Source organism: Lutibacter sp. TH_r2 (assembly GCF_033101135.1).
Taxonomy (GTDB): domain Bacteria; phylum Bacteroidota; class Bacteroidia; order Flavobacteriales; family Flavobacteriaceae; genus Lutibacter.
Genome location: NZ_JAWMPV010000002.1, coordinates 463,574 through 488,792 on the forward strand (window position 1 = coordinate 463,574; position 25,219 = coordinate 488,792).

At 29.8% G+C, this 25,219-nt stretch carries 21 protein-coding genes and 1 pseudogene; 18 read left to right on the forward strand and 4 right to left on the reverse strand.

Going from position 1 to position 25,219, the window contains the following annotated elements; genetic code table 11:
* The first annotated feature begins 3 nt into the window (after positions 1 to 3).
* The 4 genes and pseudogenes from rpsR to R3X25_RS09455 all read left to right on the forward strand — a co-directional run bounded on the left by rpsR (position 4) and on the right by R3X25_RS09455 (position 4,534).
* Entirely contained in the window at positions 4 to 297 is a 294-nt protein-coding gene (rpsR, locus tag R3X25_RS09440) for a 30S ribosomal protein S18 (protein ID WP_317674179.1), read from the forward strand.
* A gap of 13 nt (positions 298 to 310) precedes the next feature.
* Positions 311 to 763: a 50S ribosomal protein L9 gene (rplI, locus tag R3X25_RS09445; protein ID WP_317674181.1), complete on the forward strand. Its 453-nt coding sequence runs from the start codon at positions 311 to 313 to the stop codon at positions 761 to 763.
* A gap of 105 nt (positions 764 to 868) precedes the next feature.
* A pseudogene (locus R3X25_RS09450) lies at positions 869 to 4,006 on the forward strand (TonB-dependent receptor domain-containing protein).
* Between the two features lie 57 nt (positions 4,007 to 4,063).
* Complete coding sequence (locus R3X25_RS09455) at positions 4,064 to 4,534, forward strand: DUF6495 family protein (RefSeq protein ID WP_317674183.1); 471 nt, start codon at positions 4,064 to 4,066, stop codon at positions 4,532 to 4,534.
* Here the strand turns inward: R3X25_RS09455 and R3X25_RS09460 are convergent.
* A complete protein-coding gene (locus R3X25_RS09460; protein ID WP_317674185.1) occupies positions 4,506 to 5,198 on the reverse strand; it encodes an NAD-dependent deacylase in 693 nt (230 codons plus the stop codon). The two genes, R3X25_RS09455 and R3X25_RS09460, sit on opposite strands and share 29 nt — an antisense overlap.
* Complete coding sequence (locus R3X25_RS09465) at positions 5,199 to 5,615, reverse strand: hypothetical protein (RefSeq protein ID WP_317674187.1); 417 nt, start codon at positions 5,613 to 5,615, stop codon at positions 5,199 to 5,201.
* A 322-nt stretch (positions 5,616 to 5,937) separates the two neighbouring features.
* Between R3X25_RS09465 and hisG the strand changes: the two genes are divergently transcribed.
* The 10 genes from hisG to R3X25_RS09515 all read left to right on the forward strand — a co-directional run bounded on the left by hisG (position 5,938) and on the right by R3X25_RS09515 (position 14,964).
* On the forward strand, positions 5,938 to 6,795 hold the full coding sequence (gene hisG / locus R3X25_RS09470) for an ATP phosphoribosyltransferase (RefSeq protein WP_317674189.1): 858 nt from the start codon (positions 5,938 to 5,940) through the stop codon (positions 6,793 to 6,795).
* Position 6,796: 1 nt separating this feature from the next.
* A complete protein-coding gene (gene hisD, locus R3X25_RS09475; protein WP_317674191.1) occupies positions 6,797 to 8,080 on the forward strand; it encodes a histidinol dehydrogenase in 1,284 nt (427 codons plus the stop codon).
* A 30-nt stretch (positions 8,081 to 8,110) separates the two neighbouring features.
* Positions 8,111 to 9,145 (forward strand): histidinol-phosphate transaminase, encoded by a 1,035-nt coding sequence (hisC, locus tag R3X25_RS09480; protein WP_317674193.1) that lies wholly within the window; start codon positions 8,111 to 8,113, stop codon positions 9,143 to 9,145.
* A 1-nt stretch (position 9,146) separates the two neighbouring features.
* Positions 9,147 to 10,283, forward strand: coding sequence for a bifunctional histidinol-phosphatase/imidazoleglycerol-phosphate dehydratase HisB (gene hisB, locus R3X25_RS09485; protein WP_317674195.1), 1,137 nt, complete (start codon positions 9,147 to 9,149; stop codon positions 10,281 to 10,283).
* 99 nt (positions 10,284 to 10,382) lie between these two features.
* On the forward strand, positions 10,383 to 10,964 hold the full coding sequence (gene hisH / locus R3X25_RS09490; protein WP_317674197.1) for an imidazole glycerol phosphate synthase subunit HisH: 582 nt from the start codon (positions 10,383 to 10,385) through the stop codon (positions 10,962 to 10,964).
* A gap of 60 nt (positions 10,965 to 11,024) precedes the next feature.
* Positions 11,025 to 11,750 carry a 1-(5-phosphoribosyl)-5-[(5-phosphoribosylamino)methylideneamino]imidazole-4-carboxamide isomerase gene (gene hisA, locus R3X25_RS09495; RefSeq protein ID WP_317674199.1) on the forward strand — a complete coding sequence of 242 codons (726 nt, stop codon included), beginning with the start codon at positions 11,025 to 11,027 and terminating at the stop codon, positions 11,748 to 11,750.
* Positions 11,751 to 11,838: 88 nt separating this feature from the next.
* On the forward strand, positions 11,839 to 12,594 hold the full coding sequence (hisF, locus tag R3X25_RS09500; RefSeq protein ID WP_317674201.1) for an imidazole glycerol phosphate synthase subunit HisF: 756 nt from the start codon (positions 11,839 to 11,841) through the stop codon (positions 12,592 to 12,594).
* 1 nt (position 12,595) lies between these two features.
* Positions 12,596 to 13,195 carry a bifunctional phosphoribosyl-AMP cyclohydrolase/phosphoribosyl-ATP diphosphatase HisIE gene (gene hisIE, locus R3X25_RS09505; protein WP_317674203.1) on the forward strand — a complete coding sequence of 200 codons (600 nt, stop codon included), beginning with the start codon at positions 12,596 to 12,598 and terminating at the stop codon, positions 13,193 to 13,195.
* A gap of 46 nt (positions 13,196 to 13,241) precedes the next feature.
* Complete coding sequence (locus tag R3X25_RS09510; RefSeq protein WP_317674205.1) at positions 13,242 to 14,240, forward strand: lipoate--protein ligase; 999 nt, start codon at positions 13,242 to 13,244, stop codon at positions 14,238 to 14,240.
* A gap of 49 nt (positions 14,241 to 14,289) precedes the next feature.
* Positions 14,290 to 14,964: a DUF2461 domain-containing protein gene (locus R3X25_RS09515; protein ID WP_317674207.1), complete on the forward strand. Its 675-nt coding sequence runs from the start codon at positions 14,290 to 14,292 to the stop codon at positions 14,962 to 14,964.
* A gap of 60 nt (positions 14,965 to 15,024) precedes the next feature.
* Here R3X25_RS09515 and R3X25_RS09520 read toward each other — a convergent pair whose 3' ends face one another.
* On the reverse strand, positions 15,025 to 17,163 hold the full coding sequence (locus tag R3X25_RS09520) for an endonuclease (protein WP_317674209.1): 2,139 nt from the start codon (positions 17,161 to 17,163) through the stop codon (positions 15,025 to 15,027).
* A gap of 229 nt (positions 17,164 to 17,392) precedes the next feature.
* The gene (locus R3X25_RS09525) at positions 17,393 to 18,601 is read right to left on the reverse strand and encodes an RsmB/NOP family class I SAM-dependent RNA methyltransferase (RefSeq protein ID WP_317674211.1); all 1,209 of its coding nucleotides are present in this window, start codon (positions 18,599 to 18,601) and stop codon (positions 17,393 to 17,395) included.
* A gap of 101 nt (positions 18,602 to 18,702) precedes the next feature.
* Here R3X25_RS09525 and recG point away from each other — a divergent pair, with 101 nt between their 5' ends.
* The 4 genes from recG (at position 18,703) to R3X25_RS09545 (ending at position 25,172) form a co-directional block, all read left to right on the forward strand.
* Positions 18,703 to 20,808: an ATP-dependent DNA helicase RecG gene (gene recG / locus R3X25_RS09530; RefSeq protein WP_317674213.1), complete on the forward strand. Its 2,106-nt coding sequence runs from the start codon at positions 18,703 to 18,705 to the stop codon at positions 20,806 to 20,808.
* 97 nt (positions 20,809 to 20,905) lie between these two features.
* Positions 20,906 to 23,332, forward strand: a complete 2,427-nt coding sequence (pheT, locus tag R3X25_RS09535; protein ID WP_317674215.1) for a phenylalanine--tRNA ligase subunit beta — start codon at positions 20,906 to 20,908, stop codon at positions 23,330 to 23,332.
* 59 nt (positions 23,333 to 23,391) lie between these two features.
* Positions 23,392 to 24,429: a quinone-dependent dihydroorotate dehydrogenase gene (locus R3X25_RS09540; protein ID WP_317674217.1), complete on the forward strand. Its 1,038-nt coding sequence runs from the start codon at positions 23,392 to 23,394 to the stop codon at positions 24,427 to 24,429.
* Positions 24,430 to 24,500: 71 nt separating this feature from the next.
* The gene (locus tag R3X25_RS09545; protein WP_317674219.1) at positions 24,501 to 25,172 is read left to right on the forward strand and encodes a hypothetical protein; all 672 of its coding nucleotides are present in this window, start codon (positions 24,501 to 24,503) and stop codon (positions 25,170 to 25,172) included.
* The last annotated feature ends 47 nt before the right edge of the window (positions 25,173 to 25,219 follow it).

Here is a 25,219-nt window from a genome sequence, read left to right on the forward strand (position 1 = left end):
GTTATGTCTATAGAACAACAAGCAAAGGGAGGAAAACAAGGTGATGTTCGTTACCTAACTCCATTAGATATTGATACAAAACAAGTAAAAAAATACTGTAGATTCAAAAAGAATGGCATTAAGTATATCGATTACAAAGATGCTGATTTCTTAATGTATTTAGTAAACGAACAAGGTAAAATTTTACCTCGCCGTTTAACAGGAACTTCATTAAAATATCAACGTAAAGTGTCTGTCGCTATTAAAAGAGCACGTCATTTAGCTTTAATGCCATACGTTGGTGATATGTTAAAATAAAACCTAAGGAATTATGGAAATTATATTAAGACAAGACGTTGAGAACGTAGGTTTCAAAGATGATGTTGTTACTGTAAAAAATGGTTACGGTCGTAACTTTTTAATTCCTCAAGGAGTAGCAGTATTAGCAACAGCTTCAGCTAAAAAAGTATTAGCTGAAACTTTAAAGCAAAGAGCTTTTAAAGAAGAAAAATTAATAAAAGATGCAACTAAAATTGCTGATGCAATAAAAGAATTAGAAATCAAAATTAGTGCAAAAACTGGTGATGGTACTAAATTATTTGGATCAGTTAATAATGGAAATGTAGCTGAAGCATTAGCTACTGCAGGACATGATGTTGACAAAAAGTTTATTAAAGTTGAAGGTGGAAACATCAAAAGACTTGGAAAATACAATGCAACTATTCGTTTACACAGAGCTGTAATAGTTGAATTACCAATTGATATAATTGCAGAAGAAAAGTAATTAACACTCAATAGTTAATAAACAAAAATAGAGCTCGCCAATTTGGCGGGCTTTTTTTTTATTTTGCATGAAGAAATATTAATTCAAATTTAACTATTTAAAAAGATGAAAAAACATTTATTTTTATCCATGTTTTTAACTTTAGCATTTGTATCCATGACTTTTGCACAAGTTACAACTTCAAAAATTCAGGGTGCTGTTACCGATGATACCGGTACTGGGTTATTTGGAGCAAATGTAGTTGCAAAGCATACACCATCAGGTACTGTTGCTGGAACTATGACATTACAAGGCGGACGTTTTAATTTACCAAATTTACGTGTAGGTGGCCCTTACACCATTTCGGTAAGTTATGTTGGGTTCAAAACTATTGAATATACAGATGTATATTTAGATTTAGGTAAATCATTTGATGTAAATATTCAAATGGTTGCTGAAAGTGAACAATTAGCTGAAGTAATTATTACTGCTCAAAAAAGTTCCACGTTTAACAACGATAGAACTGGTGCTCACACAAGTGTTGGATCAAGAGATTTAAAAAACTTACCAACTATTTCTCGTTCAGCTTCTGATTTTTATCGTTTAGATCCTTCTGCTTCAGGTGGTTCCTTTGGAGGTAGAAACGATCAATTCAATAATTTTACATTAGATGGTTCAATTTTTAACAATCCATTTGGTTTGGATGCTGCAACTCCAGGAGGGCAAACATCTGCGCAACCTGTATCTTTAGACGCTATTGAGCAAATTTCAGTGGCAACTGCACCTTATGATGTTTCTCAATCTGGTTTTACAGGAGCTTCAATAGACGCAGTAACAAAATCAGGAACTAATGAAGTTGCTGGAACTGTTTATGGATATTTTAGAAATCAAGATTTAACTGGAAGTAAAGTTAAAGGAGAAAAATTATTTGTTCCAGATTTAGAACAAATTCAATATGGTGTAAGTGTTGGTGGACCAATTATAAAAGATAAATTATTCTTTTTCGCAAATTTTGAAAGTGATGATAGAACAGATTTAGGGTAATCTTGGTCACCAAATAGAGGAACGGGAGCAATTAACGAATCTAGAGTTTTAGAAAGCGATTTAATTGCTGTACAATCTGCTTTAGCAGGAATTGGTTACGATACTGGAGCTTATGAAGGATTTACGCATGATACAAAATCTATTAAAGGAATTTTTAAATTAGATTGGAATATAAATGAAAAACACAGAGCTGCATTTATTTACAACTTTTTAGATGCTTCTCAAGATAAAACCGCACATCCAACTGCGTTAGGATTTAGAGGACCTTCTTACAGTACTATTCAATTTGAAAATTCAGGATATGAAATGAATAACAAAATTCAATCATTTCAAGTAGAATTGAACTCAACTTTTTCAGATAAAGTAACAAATAAATTAAGAGCTGGATATACGCACTTTGACGATTTTAGAGATCCTAAATCTCAACCAATGCCAGCTTTTAGAATAATGAATGGTGGATCTAATTACATTGTTGTTGGTCACGAACCATTTTCAATCCATAATAGGTTAGATCAAAAGGTCTTTCAAATTTCGGATAACTTCAATTATTTTTTAGATAACCATACTATAACGGCTGGTTTTTCATTCGAAAAATTTGAATTTGATAATTCATTTAATTTAGGCGCATATGGATATGGTGATGATAGAGGTTATGTAGGTGCATTTTTTGGTGATTTTGCAGATATGGATGCATTTAATACTGCAATATCAAATGGATTATTATCAACTGCAATGACAAACGCAGAAACTATTTACAACAATAATAATGCTGCAGGTGAAGGAGTAATTGGAAGCTGGTCTTTAGCAGAAACTAATGTTGGACAATTAGCATTTTATTTACAAGATGAATTTTCTGTAGCAGATAATTTTACATTAACTTATGGGGTACGTCTAGATAAGCCTTTATATTTTGATACTGATGAAAAAGCTCAAGAAGTAATTGATAGATCATTTGGTTATACACCAGATATTCCATATTACAATCCAAATACAGGTGAAGAAGTATTATTAGATAATACTCAAATGCCAACTGATAAATGGATGATTTCACCAAGGTTAGGAATAAATTGGGATGTATTAGGAAATAAAACCATTCAAGTTAGAGGAGGAACTGGAATTTTTACAGGACGTTTACCATTTGTATGGATAGGAAATCAAATTGCCAATCCAAATGTTTGGTATTATCAAATGGTTGATCCGAGTTTTCAATTCCCACAAGTATTTAGAACTAGTTTAGGTACAGATATTAAATTTAAAGACGGACTAGTTTGGTCTAATGATTTAGTAATAACTAAAGATATTAATGGTGCTCACGTTCAAAATTGGGGATTAAGACCTCCAACAGGTTCACTTAATGGAGAAGGAGATAAAAGACCTATCTATTTAGATGCTGATAAAGGTAATACAGGTTATGTATTTACAAATTCAAGTGAGGGACGTTCATTAAACTTTTCAACTAAAGTTCAAAAATCGTTTGATAATGGTTTATTCGCAAGTTTAGCATATAACTATTTAGATTCTAAAGATGTAAATTCTATTGAAGCTGAAATTACTGGTGATGCATTTGATTTTAATCCTACTTTAGGTGATGCAAATGCTGCTACATTATCAAATTCTAAATACGGAGATAAGCACAGAATTTTGGGTACAATTTCAAAATCGTTTAACTACGGTTCTTCAGAACAATGGACAACAACAGTTGCTACTTTCTTTGAATATGCTCAAGGAGGTAGATTTAATTACACGTATGGAGGAGATATAAATAACGATGGTTCTGGATTAAACGATTTAATTTATATTCCTACTGAAAGAGAATTGGATGATATGTTATTTGCAAATGCTGGTGACGCTGCAGCTTTTGAAGCATTTATTCAACAAGATGATTATTTAAGCGACCATAGAGGTGAATACTTCAAAAGATATGGTGCTTTAGCTCCTTGGAGAGGTAAATGGGATTTAAAAGTGATGCAAGAACTTAAATTGAATAATGGACATAGAGTTGAATTCAGTGCAAACGTATTGAATGCTGGAAATATGATTAATTCTGATTGGGGATTAGTCCAATTACCAGCTAATCAGCAGCCTTTAGGTGTTTCAGTTGATCCTGTATCTAAAATTCCTACGTACACTTTTAATGCAGATTCTGATAAAACATTTGTTTATGATTCTTCATTAATTTCTCGTTGGCAAGTACAATTTGGAGTTCGTTATAGCTTCTAAATTTTTAATTTAATATATTTGAACCGCCCATTTTGGGCGGTTTTTTTATACCTATTTATGAAATACAGACAATTATCAAAAGAACAATTTTTAGAGTTACATCAAGAGTTTGCACAGTTTTTAGCAACTCAACAGATTGATGTTAAAGAGTGGGAAGAAATGAAGGTTAAAAAACCTCAAATAGCTGAAGAAGAGTTGAATATTTTTAGTGATGTTGTTTGGGAAGATGTACTAACAAAAACAAACTATTTAGAACATATATCGGAACACTATATAAATCTATTTCAATGTAATTCTAAAGAAATTATTAGAATTATGGTTAAATGCTCAAAAGCATCATTTAGTTTTTTAGAAAATAAAGATTTTAATCAATTTTTTAACAACCCATTAGCCAATGAATTTGATTTTTTTAAAGCTTCAAAAAAATATTCAAAAGAAAGAAATCTTGAAATATTTGAATTAATTGAAATGGGTGCGCAAATTTCTTCAGGAGAATTGTTTACAAAAATGAAGTCGTTAATAAGTTAACTACTTTTTGAACTCCAACAGTAGCGTTTTCTTTTATAATAGTTAAATTTTCAAAACTATTTTCTGTAATAGCAGGTTTTGGATCAATAAAATAGATTTTAGTTCCATTTTTTACATAATTTACCAAATTAGCTGCAGGGTACACTTGCATAGAAGTTCCAATAATTATTAAAATATCAGCTTTTTGGGTAATTTCAATAGCTTTATCTAACATTGGTACAGCTTCTCCAAACCAAACTATATGAGGTCTTAATTGTGAATTTTCTTCGCATAAATCTCCTAGAATTAAATCTTTTTTCCAAGAGTAAATTAAATCGCTATTTTTTGTGCTTCTAACTTTTAATAATTCACCATGTAAATGAAGCACTTTAGAACTGCCAGATCGTTCGTGTAAATCATCAACATTTTGAGTAATTATAGTAATATTAAAGTTTTCTTCAAGAGCTGCTAACCTTAAATGAGCATTGTTTGGTTTAACTTGTAATAATTGCGCCCTTCTTTTATTATAAAAATCGAGTACTAACTCTTTATTTTTAGACCATCCAATTGGAGACGCGACTTCCATAACATCATGTCCTTCCCATAAAGCATCAGCATCTCTAAAAGTACTAATTCCACTTTCGGCACTAATTCCAGCTCCAGTTAAAACTACAATGTTTTTCATTTAAAGATTATTTTTTGATTTTATGGTTATTTTATCTATTTCTTCAGCTTTAAAATTGCTAGGTATAAGATCAATTCCTTTTTTTTCTGCTACTTTTAATAAAAAAGGAATTATTAATGTTGCACCAGGAATAAATACAAATGGAACTCCTATTCCTAATATTTTAAACATATCATAAACTTGAGTTTTTATATGTTTTTCTTCAATTTTAGAAATATTTTGAGTTGCAACAAATTTTAAAATAATGCGAGAAGTTTCTTTAGTATCTACAGCTTCATTTTTTATACCTCTAAAAAAATCGTTCATAGCTTTATTAGCTCTTAACTTGTTTTTTTGAACTATTTGAACAAATTCTTTTTGGCCATTTTTTTCAAAAATAGTTAAATCAATTCTTATTTTTTTATTAGTTCTATTCATTGAGCATATGTAAGCAATATAATATTTTCGCAAATTAAACTAATTTTGTTTAAGTTGTAATAACAGAAATTAACAAATATTAAATAATTGTAAAATATTTAAATTAATGGGAACTTAATTTTAAACAAATTTATATATTTGCTTAAAATTAATAAAAAATGAATTTTAGTTCAACACATCGTCATCATCATTTTTCTTGCAATCAAGCGAGCTGAAGATGTATTGAATTAATTTAAAATATATTGTAAACCCGTTTGATATTGTCAAGCGGGTTTTATTTTTAAAATCAGTTTGATTTTATTGAAAATATTTAAAACAAAAAATGGAAAAAATTAAAATCGCAGTTCAGAAATCAGGAAGATTAAACGAAGATTCATTAAAATTATTAAAAGATTGTGGAATTTCAATAGACAATGGAAAAGATCAACTTAAGGCTTTTTCAAGTAATTTCCCAATGGAAGTATTATACTTGCGTAACGGAGATATACCACAATATTTACGTGATGGAGTAGTAGATATTGCAATAATTGGCGAAAATGTATTAATTGAAAAAGGTACAGACATTGACATTGCTGAAAAACTAGGATTTTCAAATTGTAGAGTTTCAATTGCAGTTCCAAAGGATGCTGAATACAAATCCATTCAAGATTTAGATGGTATGCGAATAGCAACTTCGTATCCAAATACCGTAAATGAATATTTCAAAAAATTTAATGTAAAACCAGATATTCACCTAATTAATGGTTCAGTTGAAATTGCACCAAATATTGGATTAGCAGATGCTATTTGTGATATTGTTTCTAGCGGAAGCACATTATTTAAAAATAATTTAAAAGAGGTAGAAAAAATGCTAACCAGTGAAGCTGTTTTAGCCGTATCACCAAAAATTTCAAAAGAAAAAAAAGAAATATTAGATAAATTACAATTTAGAATTCAAGCAGTTTTAAAAGGAAGAAAATCTAAATATATTTTAATGAATGCTCCAAACAATAAAGTTGAAAGTATTATTAAATTATTGCCAGGAATGCGAAGTCCAACTGTTTTACCATTGGCTGAAGAAGGTTGGAGTTCAATTCATACAGTAATTGAAAAAAATTCTTTTTGGGAAGTAATTGATGAATTAAAAGCAAGTGGAGCAGAAGGTTTACTAGTGGTTCCAATTGAAAAAATGGTAATGTAATATGAAAGTAATAAGTAATCCTCCAAAATCAGATTGGTCAACAATTTTACAAAGACCAACTCAAACAGTTGAAGCTATTGAAGAAACTGTAACAGCAATTTTTGATGATGTTAAAAGAAATGGTAATGATGGAATTAAACGTTATACAGCAATTTTTGACGGTGTAGATTTAGACGATTTGTATGTTTCTGAAAAAGAAATTAAAGAAGCTAATAGTGTTGTTTCAGATGAATTAAAAGCAGCAATTGTAGTTTCAAAAGCTAATATTTATAAATTTCACGAAGCTCAAAAAACAAAAAAAGTTTTAGTTGAAACAACCGAAGGTGTTGAATGTTGGCAAGAAAAAAGACCAATTCAAAAAGTAGGTTTATACATTCCTGGAGGAACTGCGCCATTATTTTCTTCTGTTTTAATGCTTGCAATTCCAGCACAAATAGCAGGTTGTAAAGAAATTATTTTAGCAACACCACCTAATAAACAAGGTGAAATAAATCCTGCTATTATTTATGCAGCCCAACAATGTGGAGTTACAAAAATTTTAAAAGTTGGAGGTATTCAAGCTATTGCAGCATTAACTTTTGGAACTGAAACGGTTCCTAAAGTTTATAAAATATTTGGACCAGGAAATCAATATGTTACCGTAGCAAAACAGTTAGCTACTAAATATGGAGTTGCAATTGACATGCCTGCTGGTCCAAGCGAATTGCTAGTTGTTGCTGATGAAACTGCAAATGCAAGTTTTGTAGCTTCAGATTTATTAAGTCAAGCTGAACATGGAACTGATAGTCAGGTAATTTTAGTTTCAACTTCAAAAGAGAAAATTGTAGAAGTTGAAAAAGAAATTACAAATCAGATTATAAAGTTACCAAGAAAAGATATCGCAAAAAAAGCTATTGAGAATTCTAAATTAATTTATGTTGAAAATAATAAAATTGCATTAGATTTAATTAATGAATATGGCCCAGAGCATTTTATAGTTTGTACATCAACTAATAATTTTTATGTAGATGGAATTGAAAATGCAGGATCTGTTTTTATAGGTGATTACACACCCGAAAGTGCTGGAGATTACGCTTCAGGTACAAACCATACATTGCCAACAAATGGTTATTCTAAAGCATATTCTGGAGTAAATTTAGATGCGTTTCAAAAAGCGATTTCATTTCAGAAAATTTCTGAAAAAGGAATTAAAAATATTGGAAAATCTATCGAAATTTTAGCAGATGCAGAAGGATTGCAGGCTCATAAAAATGCAGTAACTTTACGTTTAGAAAGTTTAAAATAAAAAAGAAAATACTAACTAACCCAACAAAAAATGAATATCGATCTACTAACTCGAAAAAACATTAGAAGTCTAAAACCGTATTCATCTGCACGTGATGAATTTAAAGATTTTGAAAAAGAGATGATTTTTTTAGATGCGAATGAAAATCCACATGAAAATGGAGTAAACCGTTATCCAGATCCCAAGCAAACTTCTGTAAAAAAAGAATTAGCTAAATTAAAGGGAGTAAAAGAGTCGCAAATTCTATTAGGAAATGGTAGTGATGAAATTTTAGATATAATTTTTAGAGCTTTTTGCGAACCTAAAGAAGACAATATTATTACACTTCCTCCAACATATGGAATGTATGGAGTTTTAGCAGATATTAATAACATTGAAAATAAAGAAGTCTTTTTAACTAAAGAGTTTCAGCCAAGTGTGAAAAATATTTTAGAGCAGGCAAATAATAATTCTAAAGTACTGTTTTTATGTACGCCGAACAACCCTACAGGAAATTCAATAGATGTTAAAAGTATTGAAGTTCTTATGGAGATGTTTAAAGGTGTTGTTGTTATTGATGAAGCATATATAGATTTTTCAGAACAAGAAAGTTGGATAAGTCGTTTAAATGATTATCCAAATTTAATTGTAACTCAAACCTTTTCAAAAGCCTATGCAATGGCAGGAGTTAGGTTAGGAATTTGTTACGCTTCAGAAGAGATTATTGAAATTTTTAATAGAATTAAACCACCATACAATGTAAATGTTTTAACTCAACGTTGTGCTTTAAAAAGGTTCGATAAATTAGAAATGGTAACTGATGAAGTTAAAAAAATTCTAAAAGAAAGAGCTAAATTAATTATTGGTTTAGAAGAAATTAAATTTATTGAAAAAATATATCCAACCGATGCTAATTTTGTATTGGTAAAAGTAGATGATGCAACTAAACGTTACAATCAGCTATTGGAAAAAGGAATAGTAATTAGAAATAGAACAACACAACCTTTGTGTGAAAACACATTGCGTTTTACAGTTGGAACTAAAAAAGAGACAAAATTATTACTAAAAGCATTGAGTGAATTATAAGATGGCAAAAAAAGTATTATTTATTGACCGAGACGGAACTATAATAAAAGAAACTGTAGATGAACAAATAGACGCATTTGAAAAAATGATTTTCTATCCAAAAGCATTTACATTTCTTGGTAAAATAGCAAAAGAATTAGATTATGAATTGGTTATGATTACCAATCAAGATGGTTTAGGAACCGATGTTTTTCCTGAAGATACTTTTTGGCCTGTTCATAATTTTATTATGAAATCTTTTGAAAATGAAGGTGTTACTTTTGATAAAGTGTTTTTAGATAGAACTTTTCCGCACGAAAATGCAAATACTCGTAAACCAGGAACAGGCTTGTTAACTGAATATTTTTCTGAAGAATATGATTTAGAAAATTCATTTGTTATTGGAGATAGGTTAACAGATATTGAGTTAGCTAAAAATCTTGGAGCAAAAGGAATTTATATAAATGACAATACAAATCTTGGAACTGGAGAAATTACAGTAAAACGAGATGAATTAGACGATGTAATTGGACTTGAAAGTAACGATTGGGAAGAAATTTATAAGTTTTTAAAACTTAAAAATAGAACAGCAGAAATTACACGCAATACCAATGAAACAAAGATTTACATCAATTTAAATCTAGATGGAACTGGAAAAAGTGATATTTCTACAGGAATTGACTTTTTTGATCATATGTTAGACCAAATTGCGCGTCACGGAAGTATGGATTTAACTATAAAAGTAGATGGAGATTTAGAAGTTGATGAACACCATACCATTGAAGATACTATGATTGCGTTAGGTGAAGTTTTTTCTGAAGCTCTTGGGAATAAATTAGGAATTGAACGTTACGGATTTTGTTTACCAATGGACGATTGTCTAGCACAAGTGGCTATTGATTTTGGTGGTAGAAATTGGCTTGTTTGGGATGCAGATTTCAAACGCGAAATGATTGGGAAAATGCCAACAGAAATGTTCTTTCATTTATTTAAATCGTTTACCGATGGAGCAAAATGTAATTTAAATATTAAAGCCGAAGGTGAAAATGAACATCATAAAATTGAAGGCATCTTCAAAGCATTTGCAAAAGCAATAAAAATGGCGGTAAAACGTGATCCAGAAAAAATGATTTTACCATCAACAAAAGGAATGCTTTAATCAAATAACAATTGATAATTAAAAATGAATAATTGAAGATTGTCATTGCGAGGAGTGAAACTACGTGACAATCTCATTGAATAAAAGATAAAACTATTAATGAAAATAGTAATAATTAATTACGGAGCTGGAAACATTCAATCTATAAAATTTGCAATTAAAAGGCTTGGTTTTGAAGCTGTTTTAAGCGATAACGAAGAGGAAATAAGAAATGCCGATAAGGTTATTTTTCCTGGTGTTGGAGAGGCGAGTAGTGCAATGGAAAAATTAAAAGCTACAGGTTTAGATAAAGTAATTCCAACTTTAAAACAACCAGTTTTAGGTATTTGCCTTGGAATGCAATTAATGTGTAAGTACTGTGAAGAAGGTGATACAAATGGGTTAAACATTTTTGATGTTGATGTGCTTCGTTTTAAAAATGATGTTAAAGTTCCGCAAATAGGGTGGAATCAAATATCAAATTTAAAATCAGATTTGTTTAAAGGAATTTTAGAAAACGAATATATGTATTTAGTTCACAGTTATTATGTTCCTTTAAATGAAGAAACCATTGCAACCACTGAATACGGATTTAAATATGCTTCAGCATTGCAAGAAAAAAACTTTTATGGTGTACAATTTCACCCAGAAAAAAGTAGTAAAGCAGGAGAACAAATAGTTAAGAATTTTTTAGAATTATAAATGTACGTCACCCTGAACTTGTTTCAGCATGACGATTAGATAAATGGTTATACAAAAATAATGAGAATAATTCCAGCGATAGATATTATTGAAGGCAAATGTGTTCGTCTTTCAAAAGGCGATTATAATACAAAAAAAATATACAATGAGAATCCACTTGAAGTGGCTAAAATGTTTGAAGCTCATGGTATAAAGCATTTACATTTAGTAGATTTAGATGGCGCAAAAGCGAGTCATATTGTAAATTATAAAGTGTTGGAAAGTATTGCCTCAAAAACTAATTTAAGTATAGATTTTGGAGGTGGTTTAAAATCTAATGAAGATTTAAAAATTGCTTTTGAAAGTGGCGCAAATCAAATTACTGGCGGAAGTATTGCTGTTAAAAATCCAACTATTTTTAAAAAATGGCTTCAAAAGTATGGTTCAGATAAAATTATTTTAGGTGCCGATGCTAATAATGAAAAAGTTGCTGTTAGTGGTTGGTTAGAAGAAAGTGAAGAAGAACTAGTTCCTTTTATTCAAAGCTATGAAAAAGAAGGAGTTAGTTATGTTATTTGTACTGATATTTCTAAAGATGGTATGTTACAAGGTCCTTCATTTAAATTGTATGAAAAGATTTTAAAAGAAACAGAAAACATTAAACTTATTGCTTCAGGAGGAATTTCAACCTTTGATGAATTACCAAAATTAGCCGAAATGGGATGCGAAGGAACTATAGTTGGTAAAGCTATTTACGAAGAAAGAATAAGTATGAAACAATTAGAAAACTTTATATTAAATAATTAATTGTCATTACGAGGAGTGAAATGACGTGGTAATCTTTTGAGGATGAATAGATTGCTTCACTTTGTTCGCAATGACGAAATAAAAGAGAATGTTAACAAAAAGAATAATTCCTTGTTTAGATATTAAGGATGGTAGAACGGTAAAAGGTGTAAATTTTGTAGATTTACGTGATGCTGGTGACCCAGTGGAATTGGCTGAAATTTATGCAAATGAAGGTGCTGATGAATTGGTGTTTTTAGATATTTCTGCTACAGAAGAAAAACGTAAAACCTTGGCAGAATTGGTTATGCACGTTGCTGAAAAGGTAAATATTCCGTTTACAGTTGGTGGTGGAATATCATCGGTAGAAGATGTGGAGATTTTATTAAATTCTGGAGCAGACAAAGTGTCTATTAATTCTTCAGCAGTTAAAAATCCAAAGTTGGTGAACGATTTAGCAGCTAAATTTGGAAGTCAGTGTGTGGTTGTAGCAATTGATGCAAAACAAATTAATGGAGAATGGATTGTGCATTTAGTTGGTGGAAAAGTTCCTACGGAAATTAAATTATTCGATTGGGCAAAAGAAGTTGAACAACGTGGAGCTGGTGAAATATTATTTACCTCTATGAATCACGATGGTACTAAAAATGGTTTTGCCAATGAAGCCTTAAATTATTTGACTTCATTAGTAAACATTCCTGTTATTGCCTCTGGAGGAGCAGGAAATATGCAACATTTTGCAGATACATTTATTGATGGGAAATCTGATGCGGCTTTGGCTGCAAGTGTTTTTCATTATAAAGAAATTGACATAACAGATTTAAAAAAAGAATTAAAAAATCAGGGAATACCTGTAAGATTATAAAATGGATATAGATTTTAATAAAAACGGAGATGGTTTAGTACCAGTAATAATTCAAGATTTTATAACTAGACAAGTACTAATGTTGGGTTATATGAATAAGGAGGCTTACAAAAAAACTATAGATAATAGTAGAGTAACTTTTTATAGCAGAACAAAGCAACGTTTATGGACAAAAGGTGAGGAAAGCGGTAATTTTCTGAACGTGGTATCTATTAAAAACGATTGTGATAATGATACTTTACTAATAAAAGTAAAACCAATGGGACCAACTTGTCATAAAGGATCTGATACTTGTTGGAACGAAACTAACAGACAATATTTTGGTTTTTTATCTGAATTAGAAAATGTAATTAAAAGTAGAAGAGTAAACGCTAATTCTGAAAAAAGTTATGTAGCATCTTTATTTGAAAAAGGAATTAATAAAATTGCTCAAAAAGTTGGTGAAGAAGCGGTAGAGACAGTAATTGAAGCTAAAGATGATAATGATGATTTGTTTTTAAACGAAAGCGCTGATTTATTATTTCATTATTTAATATTATTACAAGCTAAAGGTTTTTCATTAAAAGATATTGTAAAGGTTTTAGAAGGAAGACATAAATAGACTTTATCAATTCACGTGTATTTTCTAAAATAATAAGAAATAATAGATGATTTTTATTGATAATGAAGGCTGTACAGATCCTAAATTAAATTTAGCATTAGAAGAGTTTGCTTTAAGGAATTTTGATAGTTCGACAGATTATTTGTTGTTTTATATAAATGAACCTTCAATTATTATTGGGCGTAATCAAAATACTTTAGAAGAAATTAATCAAGAATATATTGCTGAAAATAATATTCACGTTGTAAGACGAATTTCTGGTGGTGGCGCCGTTTATCATGATTTAGGGAACTTAAACTTTAGTTTTATTACCAATCATGATGGAAAAAGCATAAGTAATTTTAAAAAATTTACAGCACCTGTAATACAAGTATTAAATACTATGGGAGTTGCGGCCGAGTTAAAAGGACGTAATGATATTTTGGTCGAAGAAAAGAAAATTTCGGGTACTGCTCAATTTTCTACAGGAAAAAGAATGATTAGTCATGGGACTTTATTATTTGATACAAATATGGGAGAGGTTTCCAATGCGCTTCAAGTAAAAATGAGTAAAATTCAATCAAAAGGTCATAAATCTGTTAGAAGTCGTGTTGCAAATATTAGTGAATTTTTGAAAACGCCTTTAACAATGAAAGATTTTAAGAATCAGTTACTTATTGGTTTGTATAAAGCACGTGAACATTTTGAAATTTATAAATTAACAGAGGCCGAATGGAAAGCTGTACATAAATTAAAAGCTGAAAAGTATGATTTATGGGATTGGAATTTTGGACATTCGCCAAAATTCAACATACAACGAAATAAACGTTTTTCAATTGGTGAAATTGATCTACGTATTTTTGTTGAAAAAGGACTTATTTCTGATTTTAAAATTTTTGGAGACTTTTTTGGTAGGCGTCCAGTTACTGACCTTGAAGAGTTATTAATTGGAACCGCTTACGATAAAAATGAAATTAGTAAAAAACTACAACATATAGCTATTGAGAATTATTTTGGTAAATTAGAAAATTCAGAATTTATAGATTTGGTGTATGGAAATGATTAACTAATTCTAGAAAATAAATTACTAAATAATAAACGCTAAAATTTGAATAATGACAGTAATTGATGCATCAATAATTTCTTTTTTAAAACAATTAAAAAAAAATAACAACCGAGAATGGTTTGCTGATCACAAAGAAAAATTTCAAGAGGAACAAAAAAAACTGAAAAGTTTTTATGAATTGTTACAATTGGAAATGGAAAAACACGATGCTATTGAGAAACTAAAAATATTTCGAATTTATAGAGATGTACGTTTTTCTAAAGATAAAACGCCTTATAAAGTCCATATGTCAGGTCATTTTGTAAGAGAAGGTAAGGAGCGAAGAGGAGGCTATTATTTACATATTCAACCTGGGGAAAGTTTTTTAGCTGGTGGTTTTTGGGCACCGGAAAAAGAGGATTTATTTAGAATTCGAAAAGAATTTGAAATGGATACTGTTGAAATTCGTGAAATTATTTCTGAAGAAAATTTCCAAAAATATTTTGGGAAGATAGAAGGAGATAGTTTAAAAACTGCCCCAAGAGGTTTTGATAAAACGCATCCAGATTTAGATTTAATTAGAATGAAACAGTTTATTGTAACTAGAAAATTTACGGATAAACAAATAACTTCAGCTAATTTTTTAGCTGAAGTTAACAACTCATTTAAAGCTATGCGACCTTTTTTTAATTATATGAGTGATGTACTTACCACTAATTTAAATGGAGAATCAATATTAGATTAAATAAAAAAGCGACTCAAATTTTTGAGTCGCTTTTTTTTATTACTTTTTTATGCTTTAGATCTAATTAACAACTAACCTTTTTATAGATTGAGATGTATTATTTTGAACTTTAACAATATACATTCCACTTGGAATATTATCCATTTCAATTTTATTGTTTGAAATAGTTGGTTGTTGCTTACTAATAATTAGTTGACCTGCCATGTTATAAAATTCAACAGAATTAACTTCAGAAGTATTATTTAAAGCAATGGTTACTTTGTTATTTTTTGTTGGATTTGGATACACATTAAATAGATTATTTTCAAATTCATCATTTGACAAGGTACTTGTACCTTCTAGTTTAACGTCATCAATTCCTGCATAATCACTTCCTCCATTTTGTTTAACATAAATATCTAGTTTTACCGAGGTAACGCTATTTGGTACTATAGCTGATATTTCTTCCCAACCAGAGGTACTATAAGGATTTCCTACGGTTATGGTAATAGCACCTTGTGAAACATTATCATGAAAAATTTCATATGTAATAATATCATTGTAAGAAACATCGTACCCAACTACATTAATTGCAAATGATAATGTTACATCAGTGTAATTAGATAAGTCAGCAGCTGAAAAAGAAATTGTTCCTCCATCAGAAGTTCCACAATTTCCTTCTAAATCCTTAACTCCAAAAAAGTATGAGTCGGTGTTTGCAGTACTAATAGAACCAACACTTGATACTACATCCCAAACATCGTTATTACTATCATTACAATTAGTTGGTGTTATTGAATAATTCCAAGTATCATTTGCGGTTCCTTCAAAACCTTGAAAATACATTCCTCCAATAACAGATATTTCTAATGTTGTTACCATTTCAGTATTACTAACTGTTGAAGTATTTCCAGCGGCATCTTTAGCATATACCGTAAAACTATAAGATGTTTCAGAAGTTAAACCAGAAACACTATAAGAGTTTGTAGTCGATGTTCCAATTAAACTACCATCTTGAAAGATTTCATAAGAAGTTACCCCAAAATTATCTGTTGAAGCTGTCCAGTCTAAATCTACAGATGAACTTGTTATATTTGAAGACGTTAAGTCAGTAATAGTTGAAGGATCTTCTGTATCAATAATATTAGTAGTAGTGATGTTTTCAGTATTACTAACTGTTGAAGTATTTCCAGCAGCATCTTTAGCATAAACAGTAATACTATATGCGGTATTTTGAGTTAATCCAGTTAATGTAGCTGAATTAGTTGAAGAAGTATCATATAAAGATCCGTCAATATAAATTTCATAACTAGTTACAGCAACATTATCCGTTGACGCTGTCCAAGTTAAATCTACCGTTGTATTAGTAATGTTTGAAGCAGCTAAATTTAAAGGTGCTGTTGGAGCTTCAGTATCAGGAATAACATTCCATCTATCTTCCGCAATAGGTCCACCCCAAATTTGAGTCGCTAAATTTGGATTATCAATAAAAGGGTTTCTGTTTCCTTGTGCGTATTGGTGAGAACTATCATGATGTGTGTTTCTTTGGTCCTCATAATCAGAAACAGGATCTTCAGCGTTCCAATCTAATAATAAATCAATCATATTTGAATCTACCGAATTTGTAGTTCCAATAGCAACACCTGTAGGGTAACATTGACTTCCATAGCGCAAGTACATATACATCATCATTCTTGCAACATCACCTTTCCATTCATCCCCAGGATACCATCCACTTCCTGATGTTCCTGCTGTACCAGAACCAGTAGCGAACTTTAAACTACCTCTATATCCATTTAATGTAATATCAGAAGCTCTTAAATGGTGTGCATCAGCACCAGGTCCAGAAGTTCCTAAATCTGGTGAACCTAGCGATTTAGCATAGGTATGTTCTCTGTTCCATTCAGTTCCGCTTGTACCTCCGTTTAAATCTTTATCTCTAGTTCTGTCTGTAACATAATTTCCATCAGTATCGCTAGATCCATAAATTAATAATACATTACTATTTGTAGCATCATCAGGGTCTAAATCAGTAATTTTACAAGCTTCCCAAACACCTGGAGTATAACTTAAAGTTGTGGTATGAGTAGTAATAATTTTAGTTGCCAATTCATCCCTTAAATCAGTTCCTGTTTTGGTTAAATCAACATCGTCATAATAAGATTGTTGGGCAAATAATGTATAATTTACCAACAATAAAAAAAGTAATAGTTTTTTCATTAAATTCTTGTTTTAGGGTTATTATATGTAATAAATCAATCAAAAATAGAAAAAAAAAACATTTTTAGCTCTTTTGTTTGTTAATTTTTAAATTTAAACTTTTTAGTTTTAACTCTCGTATTAACTTTTGTTGTTTTAATTTATTCTTTTTCTGATTTATTAACTTACTATGTTTCGCTTTATTTTGGGTATTTTTTGCTTTACCTTTTTTAGCCATGAAAAATTAGAATTAGCTAATTCGTTCTAATAAAGCCATATAAAAACCATCGTAACCAGTTTTAAACGGTGAAACTTTATGATCTTTAATAATTCTAAAATTATCGTTGGTTTTTAGAAAAGCTTTAACTTGAAGTTCGTTTTCAGAAGGTAAAATAGAGCAAGTTGCATATACTACTTTTCCACCAACTTTTACTAATTTAGAATAACGTTCTAATATATCAGCTTGTGTTTTAATTATGTTTTCAATAAATTCGGGTTGTAATTTCCATTTACTATCTGGATTTCTTCTTAAAACTCCAATTCCACTACAAGGAGCATCAATTAATACTGCATCTGCAGTATTTTTCATTTTTTTGATAACTTTAGAAGATTCAATTACTTTAGTGGTAATGTTATGTGCACCAGCTCTTCTAGTTCTAATTTTCAACTTTTTTAATTTACTTTCGTAAATATCGGTTGCAATAATAGTTCCTTTATTTTCCATTAACGCTGATAAATGCAACGATTTACCTCCAGCACCAGCACAGGTGTCAATTACACGCATTCCAGGTTTTACATCTAAATAAGCAGCAACTAGTTGAGAAGAAGCATCTTGCACTTCAAAAAAACCTGATTTAAAGGCGTCAGTTCTAAAAACATTTGCTCTTTCTACTAATTTTAATGCAGAAGGATAACCATCTATTTCAACAGTTTCAATTCCTTCATCAGCTAATTTTTTTTGTAAAGTAGCTTTATTAGTTCGAAGTGTATTTGTACGTAAAATAACTTCAGCTTGTTTATTTAAAGCTTCAATTTCTTTACTCCAATGTTTTTCTCCTAATTCAGCAACTCCTAATTCATCCATCCAATCAGGAATAGATTCTTTAAAAACTCTATTATTTTGAAGTTCGTCGAATTTACCTTTAATTCTTCTTTCTGGAGTACCTTCAAATTGTGGCCAATCAGGTAAAGTATAACCTTTTAATACAGCAAAAACAGTAAAATTTTTCCAAACATTTTCTGTAGTGTAATGAGATTTTGTACCAGCAATTTCATTGTATAATCTTTTCCATCTAACCATTTCATAAATAGTTTCTGCTACAAATTTACGGTCTCTCGCTCCCCAGCGTGAATCACGTTTTAAAGCTTTTTGAACAACTTTATCGGCATATTCACCTTCATTAAAAATCAGTTTTATCGAATCTATAACTGTAAACACTAAATTTCTGTGTAATCTCATATTTTAAATTTAAGGCTGCAAAGATACAAATTTACACGTTAGTATCATGTTAATTGTATTTTGAAAGTTGAATGATTATCTTCGTGCTTTAAAACTGCTTAATGCCAATATATACTTTAAATACAGCTATTTCTTACTTAAAAGGAGTTGGACCAAATAGAGCTGATTTATTAAAATCGGAACTTGGTATACACACATTCGGCGATTTATTAAATTTTTTTCCAAATAGATATTTAGATAGAACGCAGTTTTTTAAAATTAATCAGTTACAGCAAAATTCTTCTGAAGTTCAAATTGTAGGAAAAATTACTTCCTTAAAAACAATAAAGCAAAAACGAGGAAGTAGGTTGGTAGCGACATTTATTGATGAAACTGGTAGAATGGAACTGGTTTGGTTTAGAGGTGCAAAATGGATTAAAGATTCATTAAAAATAAATACTCCGTATGTTATTTTTGGGAAAACAAATTATTTCAATGGTACTTATAGTATGCCACATCCCGAAATGGAATTAGTAGAAAATTACAAAAAGAATTTACGAAGCGCCATGCAGCCAATTTATCCATCTACTGAAAAATTGACAAATAAAGGAATTGGAAATAGGGTGATTTCTCAAATTATTCAAAATTTATTTCAAGAATTTGGTGGAAATTTTACAGAAACTTTATCTAGAGATGTATTAGAACGATTGAATTTAATATCAAAACGCGAGGCGCTTTTAAATATTCATTTTCCTCAAAGTCAAAAATTATTAACAAAAGCACAGTTTAGATTAAAGTTTGAAGAGTTGTTTTTTATTCAATTGCAGTTGATTAGAAAAAAAATAGTTAGAAAATCTAAAATTAAAGGTTATGTTTTTGAGAATGTTGGAGAACATTTTAACAATTTTTATAATAATCATTTACCGTTTGAATTAACAAATGCCCAAAAACGAGTTTTAAAAGAAATTAGAAAAGATTTAGGTTCTAATGCTCAAATGAATCGTTTACTACAAGGCGATGTTGGTTCGGGAAAAACAATGGTTGCATTATTAACTATGTTAATAGCATTGGATAATAATTTTCAAGCTGCGTTAATGGCGCCTACTGAAATTTTAGCAACACAACATTACAATTCAATAGTAGAATTATTGGAAAAAACAGATATTAAGGTAAAATTATTAACAGGAAGCTCTAAAACCAAAGAACGAAAAGAAATTCATTCAGCATTAGAATCTGGAGAACTTCATATATTAATAGGAACACACGCTTTAATTGAAGATAAAGTAAAATTTAAAAATTTAGGAATAGCAATAATAGATGAACAACATAGATTTGGTGTTGAACAACGTTCTAAAATGTGGTTAAAAAACGAATTACCACCTCATATTTTAGTTATGACAGCAACTCCAATTCCAAGAACACTTGCTATGAGTTTGTATGGAGATTTGGATATTTCTGTAATTGATGAATTACCTCCAGGAAGAAAAGCAATACAAACAGCACATCGATTTGATTCTCAACGACTTTCAGTTTTTAAATTTTTAAAAGATGAAATTGCAAAAGGAAGACAAGTGTATGTTGTATATCCTTTAATTAATGAATCCGAAGCTATGGATTATAAAGATTTAATGGATGGTTTTGAAAGTATTTCAAGAGATTTTCCTAAACCTCAATACCAAGTTAGTATTGTGCATGGTAAAATGAAAGCTCAAGATAAAGAGTTTGAAATGCAACGTTTTTTAAAAGGAGAAACACATATTATGGTAGCAACTACAGTAATTGAAGTAGGTGTAAATGTGCCAAATGCAAGTGTAATGGTTATTGAAAGTGCAGAAAGGTTTGGGTTGTCTCAATTACATCAATTACGCGGAAGAGTTGGGCGAGGAGCAGAACAAAGTTATTGTATTTTAATGACTGATTTTAAGTTGTCTGCTGATGCTAAAACTAGAATGGAAACTATGGTTAGAACTAGCGATGGTTTTGAAATTGCTGAAGTTGATTTAAAATTGCGTGGTCCAGGTAATTTAATGGGAAAACAGCAAAGTGGTATTTTAAATTTAAGAATTGCAGACATTGTTAAAGATTCTCAAATATTAAAATCAGCTCGAAGCTTTGCTATTGAAATTTTAACCGAAGATCCGGCTTTAAATATACCTAAAAATAAGGTTGTAAAAATGGCTTATATTCATCTTCAAAAAAACAGTACTGTTTGGTCTAATATTAGTTAATAGATAAGTTAAAAACACAATAAACTTCTACCTTCATTTTTTTTCCTTCTTAATAGGAATGATTATCTTTGCATTTCGATAAAAAAGAACATTAAACATGAAAATATCATACAATTGGTTAAAGCAGTTTTTAAAAGTTGATTGGGAAGCTGAAAAAACTGGAGAATTATTAACTGATTTAGGACTTGAAGTTGAAGGAATTGAAACTGTAGAATCTATAAAAGGAAGTCTAGAAGGTATAGTAATAGGTAAAGTTTTAACGTGTGTTCAGCATCCAAATGCTGATAGGTTAAAAGTTACAACTGTTGATATAGGTGCTGAAGAGCCAGTTCAAATTGTTTGTGGAGCTCCAAATGTTGATGCTGGACAAACAGTTCCGGTTGCTACTATTGGAACTACATTATACGATGATAAAGGGAAAGACTTTAAAATTAAAAAAGGAAAAATTAGAGGCGAAGAAAGTTTTGGAATGATTTGCGCTGAAGACGAATTAGGTTTAGGTTCAAGTCATGATGGGATTATGATATTAGATAATGATTTAGAAGCTGGTACAGCTGCTGCCAAAGTTTTTAATATTGAAAAAGATGAAGTTTTTGAAATTGGATTAACTCCAAATAGAGCTGATGGTATGAGTCACTATGGAACCGCCCGTGATTTACGTGCAGGTATGATTCAGCAAGGAACAAAATTAGAATTAATTTCGCCTTCAGTTAGTGATTTTCATGTAGATGATAGAACACTAAAATTTGATGTAGTAGTTGAAGATTCTGAAAAAGCTCCTAGATATGCTGGTGTAACAATTTCAAATATTGAAGTAAAAGATTCTCCAACTTGGATTCAAAATAGACTAAAAGCAATTGGTTTAACACCTATAAATAATATTGTTGATGTTACAAATTATGTATTACACGAATTAGGTCAACCTTTACACGCTTTTGACGCTAATAAAGTAAAAGGAAATAAGGTAATTGTAAAAACGCTTCCAGCCGGAACAAAATTTACAACTTTAGACGAAGTAGAAAGAGAATTGCATGAAGAAGATCTAATGATTTGTAATGGTAATGAAGAACCAATGTGTATTGCAGGTGTTTTTGGAGGAATTGAATCTGGAGTTTCGAGCAGTACAACCTCTATTTTTTTAGAAAGCGCTTATTTTAACCCAGTTTCTATTAGAAAAACAGCAAAACGTCATGCTTTAAATACTGATGCTTCTTTTAGATTTGAAAGAGGAATAGACCCAAATATTACTGAATATGCTTTAAAACGTGCAGTAAATTTAATTATTGAAGTTGCAGGTGGAAAAGTTTCATCGGAAATTGTTGATTTATATCCAACTAAAATAAGTGATTTTGAAGTTTTTCTTTCCTATGAAAAAATGGATCGTTTAATTGGTGCTGTTATTCCAAGAGAAACAGTTAAAAATATACTAGCATCTTTAGATATAAAAGTAAATAGTGTAACTGATGGAGGTGTTGGATTAACGGTTCCTTCGTATAGAGTTGATGTAACGAGAGAAGCCGATATTATTGAAGAAATTTTACGTGTTTATGGCTATAATAATGTAGAGTTTTCACATAAACTAAATACATCTATTTCCTTTTCAGAATTTGACGATGTTAAAATTGAAAATGTAGTTTCAAATCAATTAGTTTCACAAGGTTTTAATGAAACTATGGCAAATTCATTAACAAAATCTGACTATGTAAAATTATCAGAATTGTTAAAAGAAGAGCATAATGTAGAAATGTTAAACCCTTTAAGTAATGATTTAGGTGTTATGCGTCAATCATTATTATTCAGTGGTTTAGAGTCAGTCATCTACAATGTTAATCGTAAAAATAATGCGTTAAAATTCTTTGAATTTGGAAAAACCTATCACAAATTTGAAAGTGGTTATAGTGAACAAAAACATTTAACATTGTTTGTTTCTGGTCAACGTACAAAAGAGAGTTGGAACGTTACTCAAAAAACATCCGATTTCTTTTATTTAAAAGGAATTGTTTCAACTTTATTGGATAGATTAGGTATTTCGAACGTTAAAACAAGTCCAACTAAAAACGATGTGTTTTCTGAAGGAATTACGTTAAGTTTAGGTAAAATAAAACTTGTAGATTTAGGTGTTGTAAAACGTAGTATAAACAAAGAATTTGGAATTAAACAAGAAGTTTTATTTGCAGATTTTAATTGGGAGAACGTTTTAAAAGTAGGAGGAAAATCAACTGTTAAAATTTCTGAATTACCTAAATTTCCTGCTGTAAAACGTGATTTTGCACTGTTAATTAATGAAGAAGTAACATTTAAAGAAATTTATAATTTAGCATTTCAAGCTGAAAAGAATTTATTAAAAGAGGTTGATTTATTTGATGTTTATGAAGGAGATAAATTAGAAGCTGGCAAAAAATCATATGCGGTTAGTTTTTTATTACAAGATGAAAATAAAACATTAAACGATAAGCAGATAGATAAAATAATGCAGAAGTTGCAACAAACATTTGAAAAAAATGTTGGAGCAATATTGAGATAATATTTTAAGCCTTTAGTTTTCTAAAGGCTTTTTTTTTAATTTAGCATAAACCTAGAGTAATGTATAAAACTATCATTCGTCCATTCTTTTTTCTTTTCGATCCAGAAAAAATACATCATTTTACTTTTTCAGCAATTAAAATACTTTCAAAAATACCTGGTTTTCCTAGTCTTTTTAGAAATTTATTTCAGTTGAAAGATAAACGTTTAGAAAAAAAACTATTTGGATTAACATTTAAAAATCCAGTTGGTTTAGCCGCCGGTTTTGATAAAAATGCTGTTTTATATAATGAATTAGCGGATTTTGGATTTGGTTTTATAGAAATAGGAACGGTAACTCCAAAACCACAAGTTGGAAACCCAAAAAAAAGAATATTTAGACTAAAGCAAGATGGTGGAATTATTAATAGAATGGGTTTTAATAACCAAGGTTTAAAAGCGGCTATTGAACAACTTAAAAATAACAAAGGCAAAGTAATTATTGGAGGAAACATTGGTAAAAATACAGCTACAATGCCTGAAAGTTATACAAATGATTATATAGAATGCTTTAATGAATTACATTCTTTTGTAGATTACTTTGTGTTAAATGTTAGTTGCCCAAATGTTGGAAGCCATGCTAAATTAACGGATAAAGATTATTTGGTTGAATTAATTACAGAAGTTCAAAAAATTAATAATTCTAAAGAAATTCAAAAACCAATAGTACTTAAAATTGGTTCTGATATGAATGAAATTCAACTAGATGAAATAATAGAACTTGTTGATGAAACTAAAATTGATGGTGTTATAGCAACAAATACATCAGTTAGTAGAGAAGGTTTAAAAGCTTCTAGTGAAGAGATAGAGGCAATTGGTAATGGAGGTTTAAGCGGTAAACCTATTGCTAAACAAAGTACTGCTACCATAAAATATTTGGCAGATAAATCAAATAAAGCGTTTCCAATTATTGGTGTTGGTGGAATTCATTCAGCAGAAGATGCTATTGAAAAAATAGAAGCTGGTGCAGATTTAGTTCAAATATATACAGGTTTTATTTATGAAGGTCCTTCATTAGTGAAAAAAATAAATAAGGAAATATTAAAGCGTAGTTTATAAATTTGTTAACTACTTTTACTAAATTAGTTTAAAATTATATAAACTTACATCTAATTAATAGCATTTATACAATGAAAAATTTTATTTATATAGCAACATTTTTAATTACGTTTGTAGCTGTTTCACAAAGTACAACTGTTGCATTTGAAAAAAGTAAATTAACATTAGCAAAAAAATATAGCGATCAATCTTCAGCAATAAGCTCTATTTATAATATTATTGCATTAGAAGGACCAACTAGTACATATTTAGATACTTTAGCTGTTATGTACTTTAATTCAAGAAAAAATATTTCTTGTTTTTTAGTTATAGAAGATATTTTAAAAAGTAAACCAAACGACCAAAGGTTGTTGGAGATGAAAGCTATCTCGTTAGAATCTATGGGTGCTTTAGAAAAAGCTATTGAAACATACCAAACCATTCTTAAATTAAGTAATAGTAATTACCATGCGTATAAAATATCTGGCTTACAACTTGCTTTAAATAAATTTGATGAAGCATATGCTTCAGCTAAAAAAGCAGATCAATTAACAGATTCTGGCAAGTATGAAGTTACATTTCAGGTAAATAAAAATTACAATCAAAAAGTAAAACTAAAGCCTGCAATTGCGTATTTATTAGGAATGATTGAAGTGGCAATGAAAAAGAATGAAGATGCTAAATTAAGCTTTGAAAGAGCAGTAAGTTTATTTCCAGATTTTGTATTGGCAAAAAGTAAGTTAACAACATTAGAAGCTCAATAATAAAAAAATAGTATAAAAAAGGTCTAAATTAATTTAGACCTTTTTTT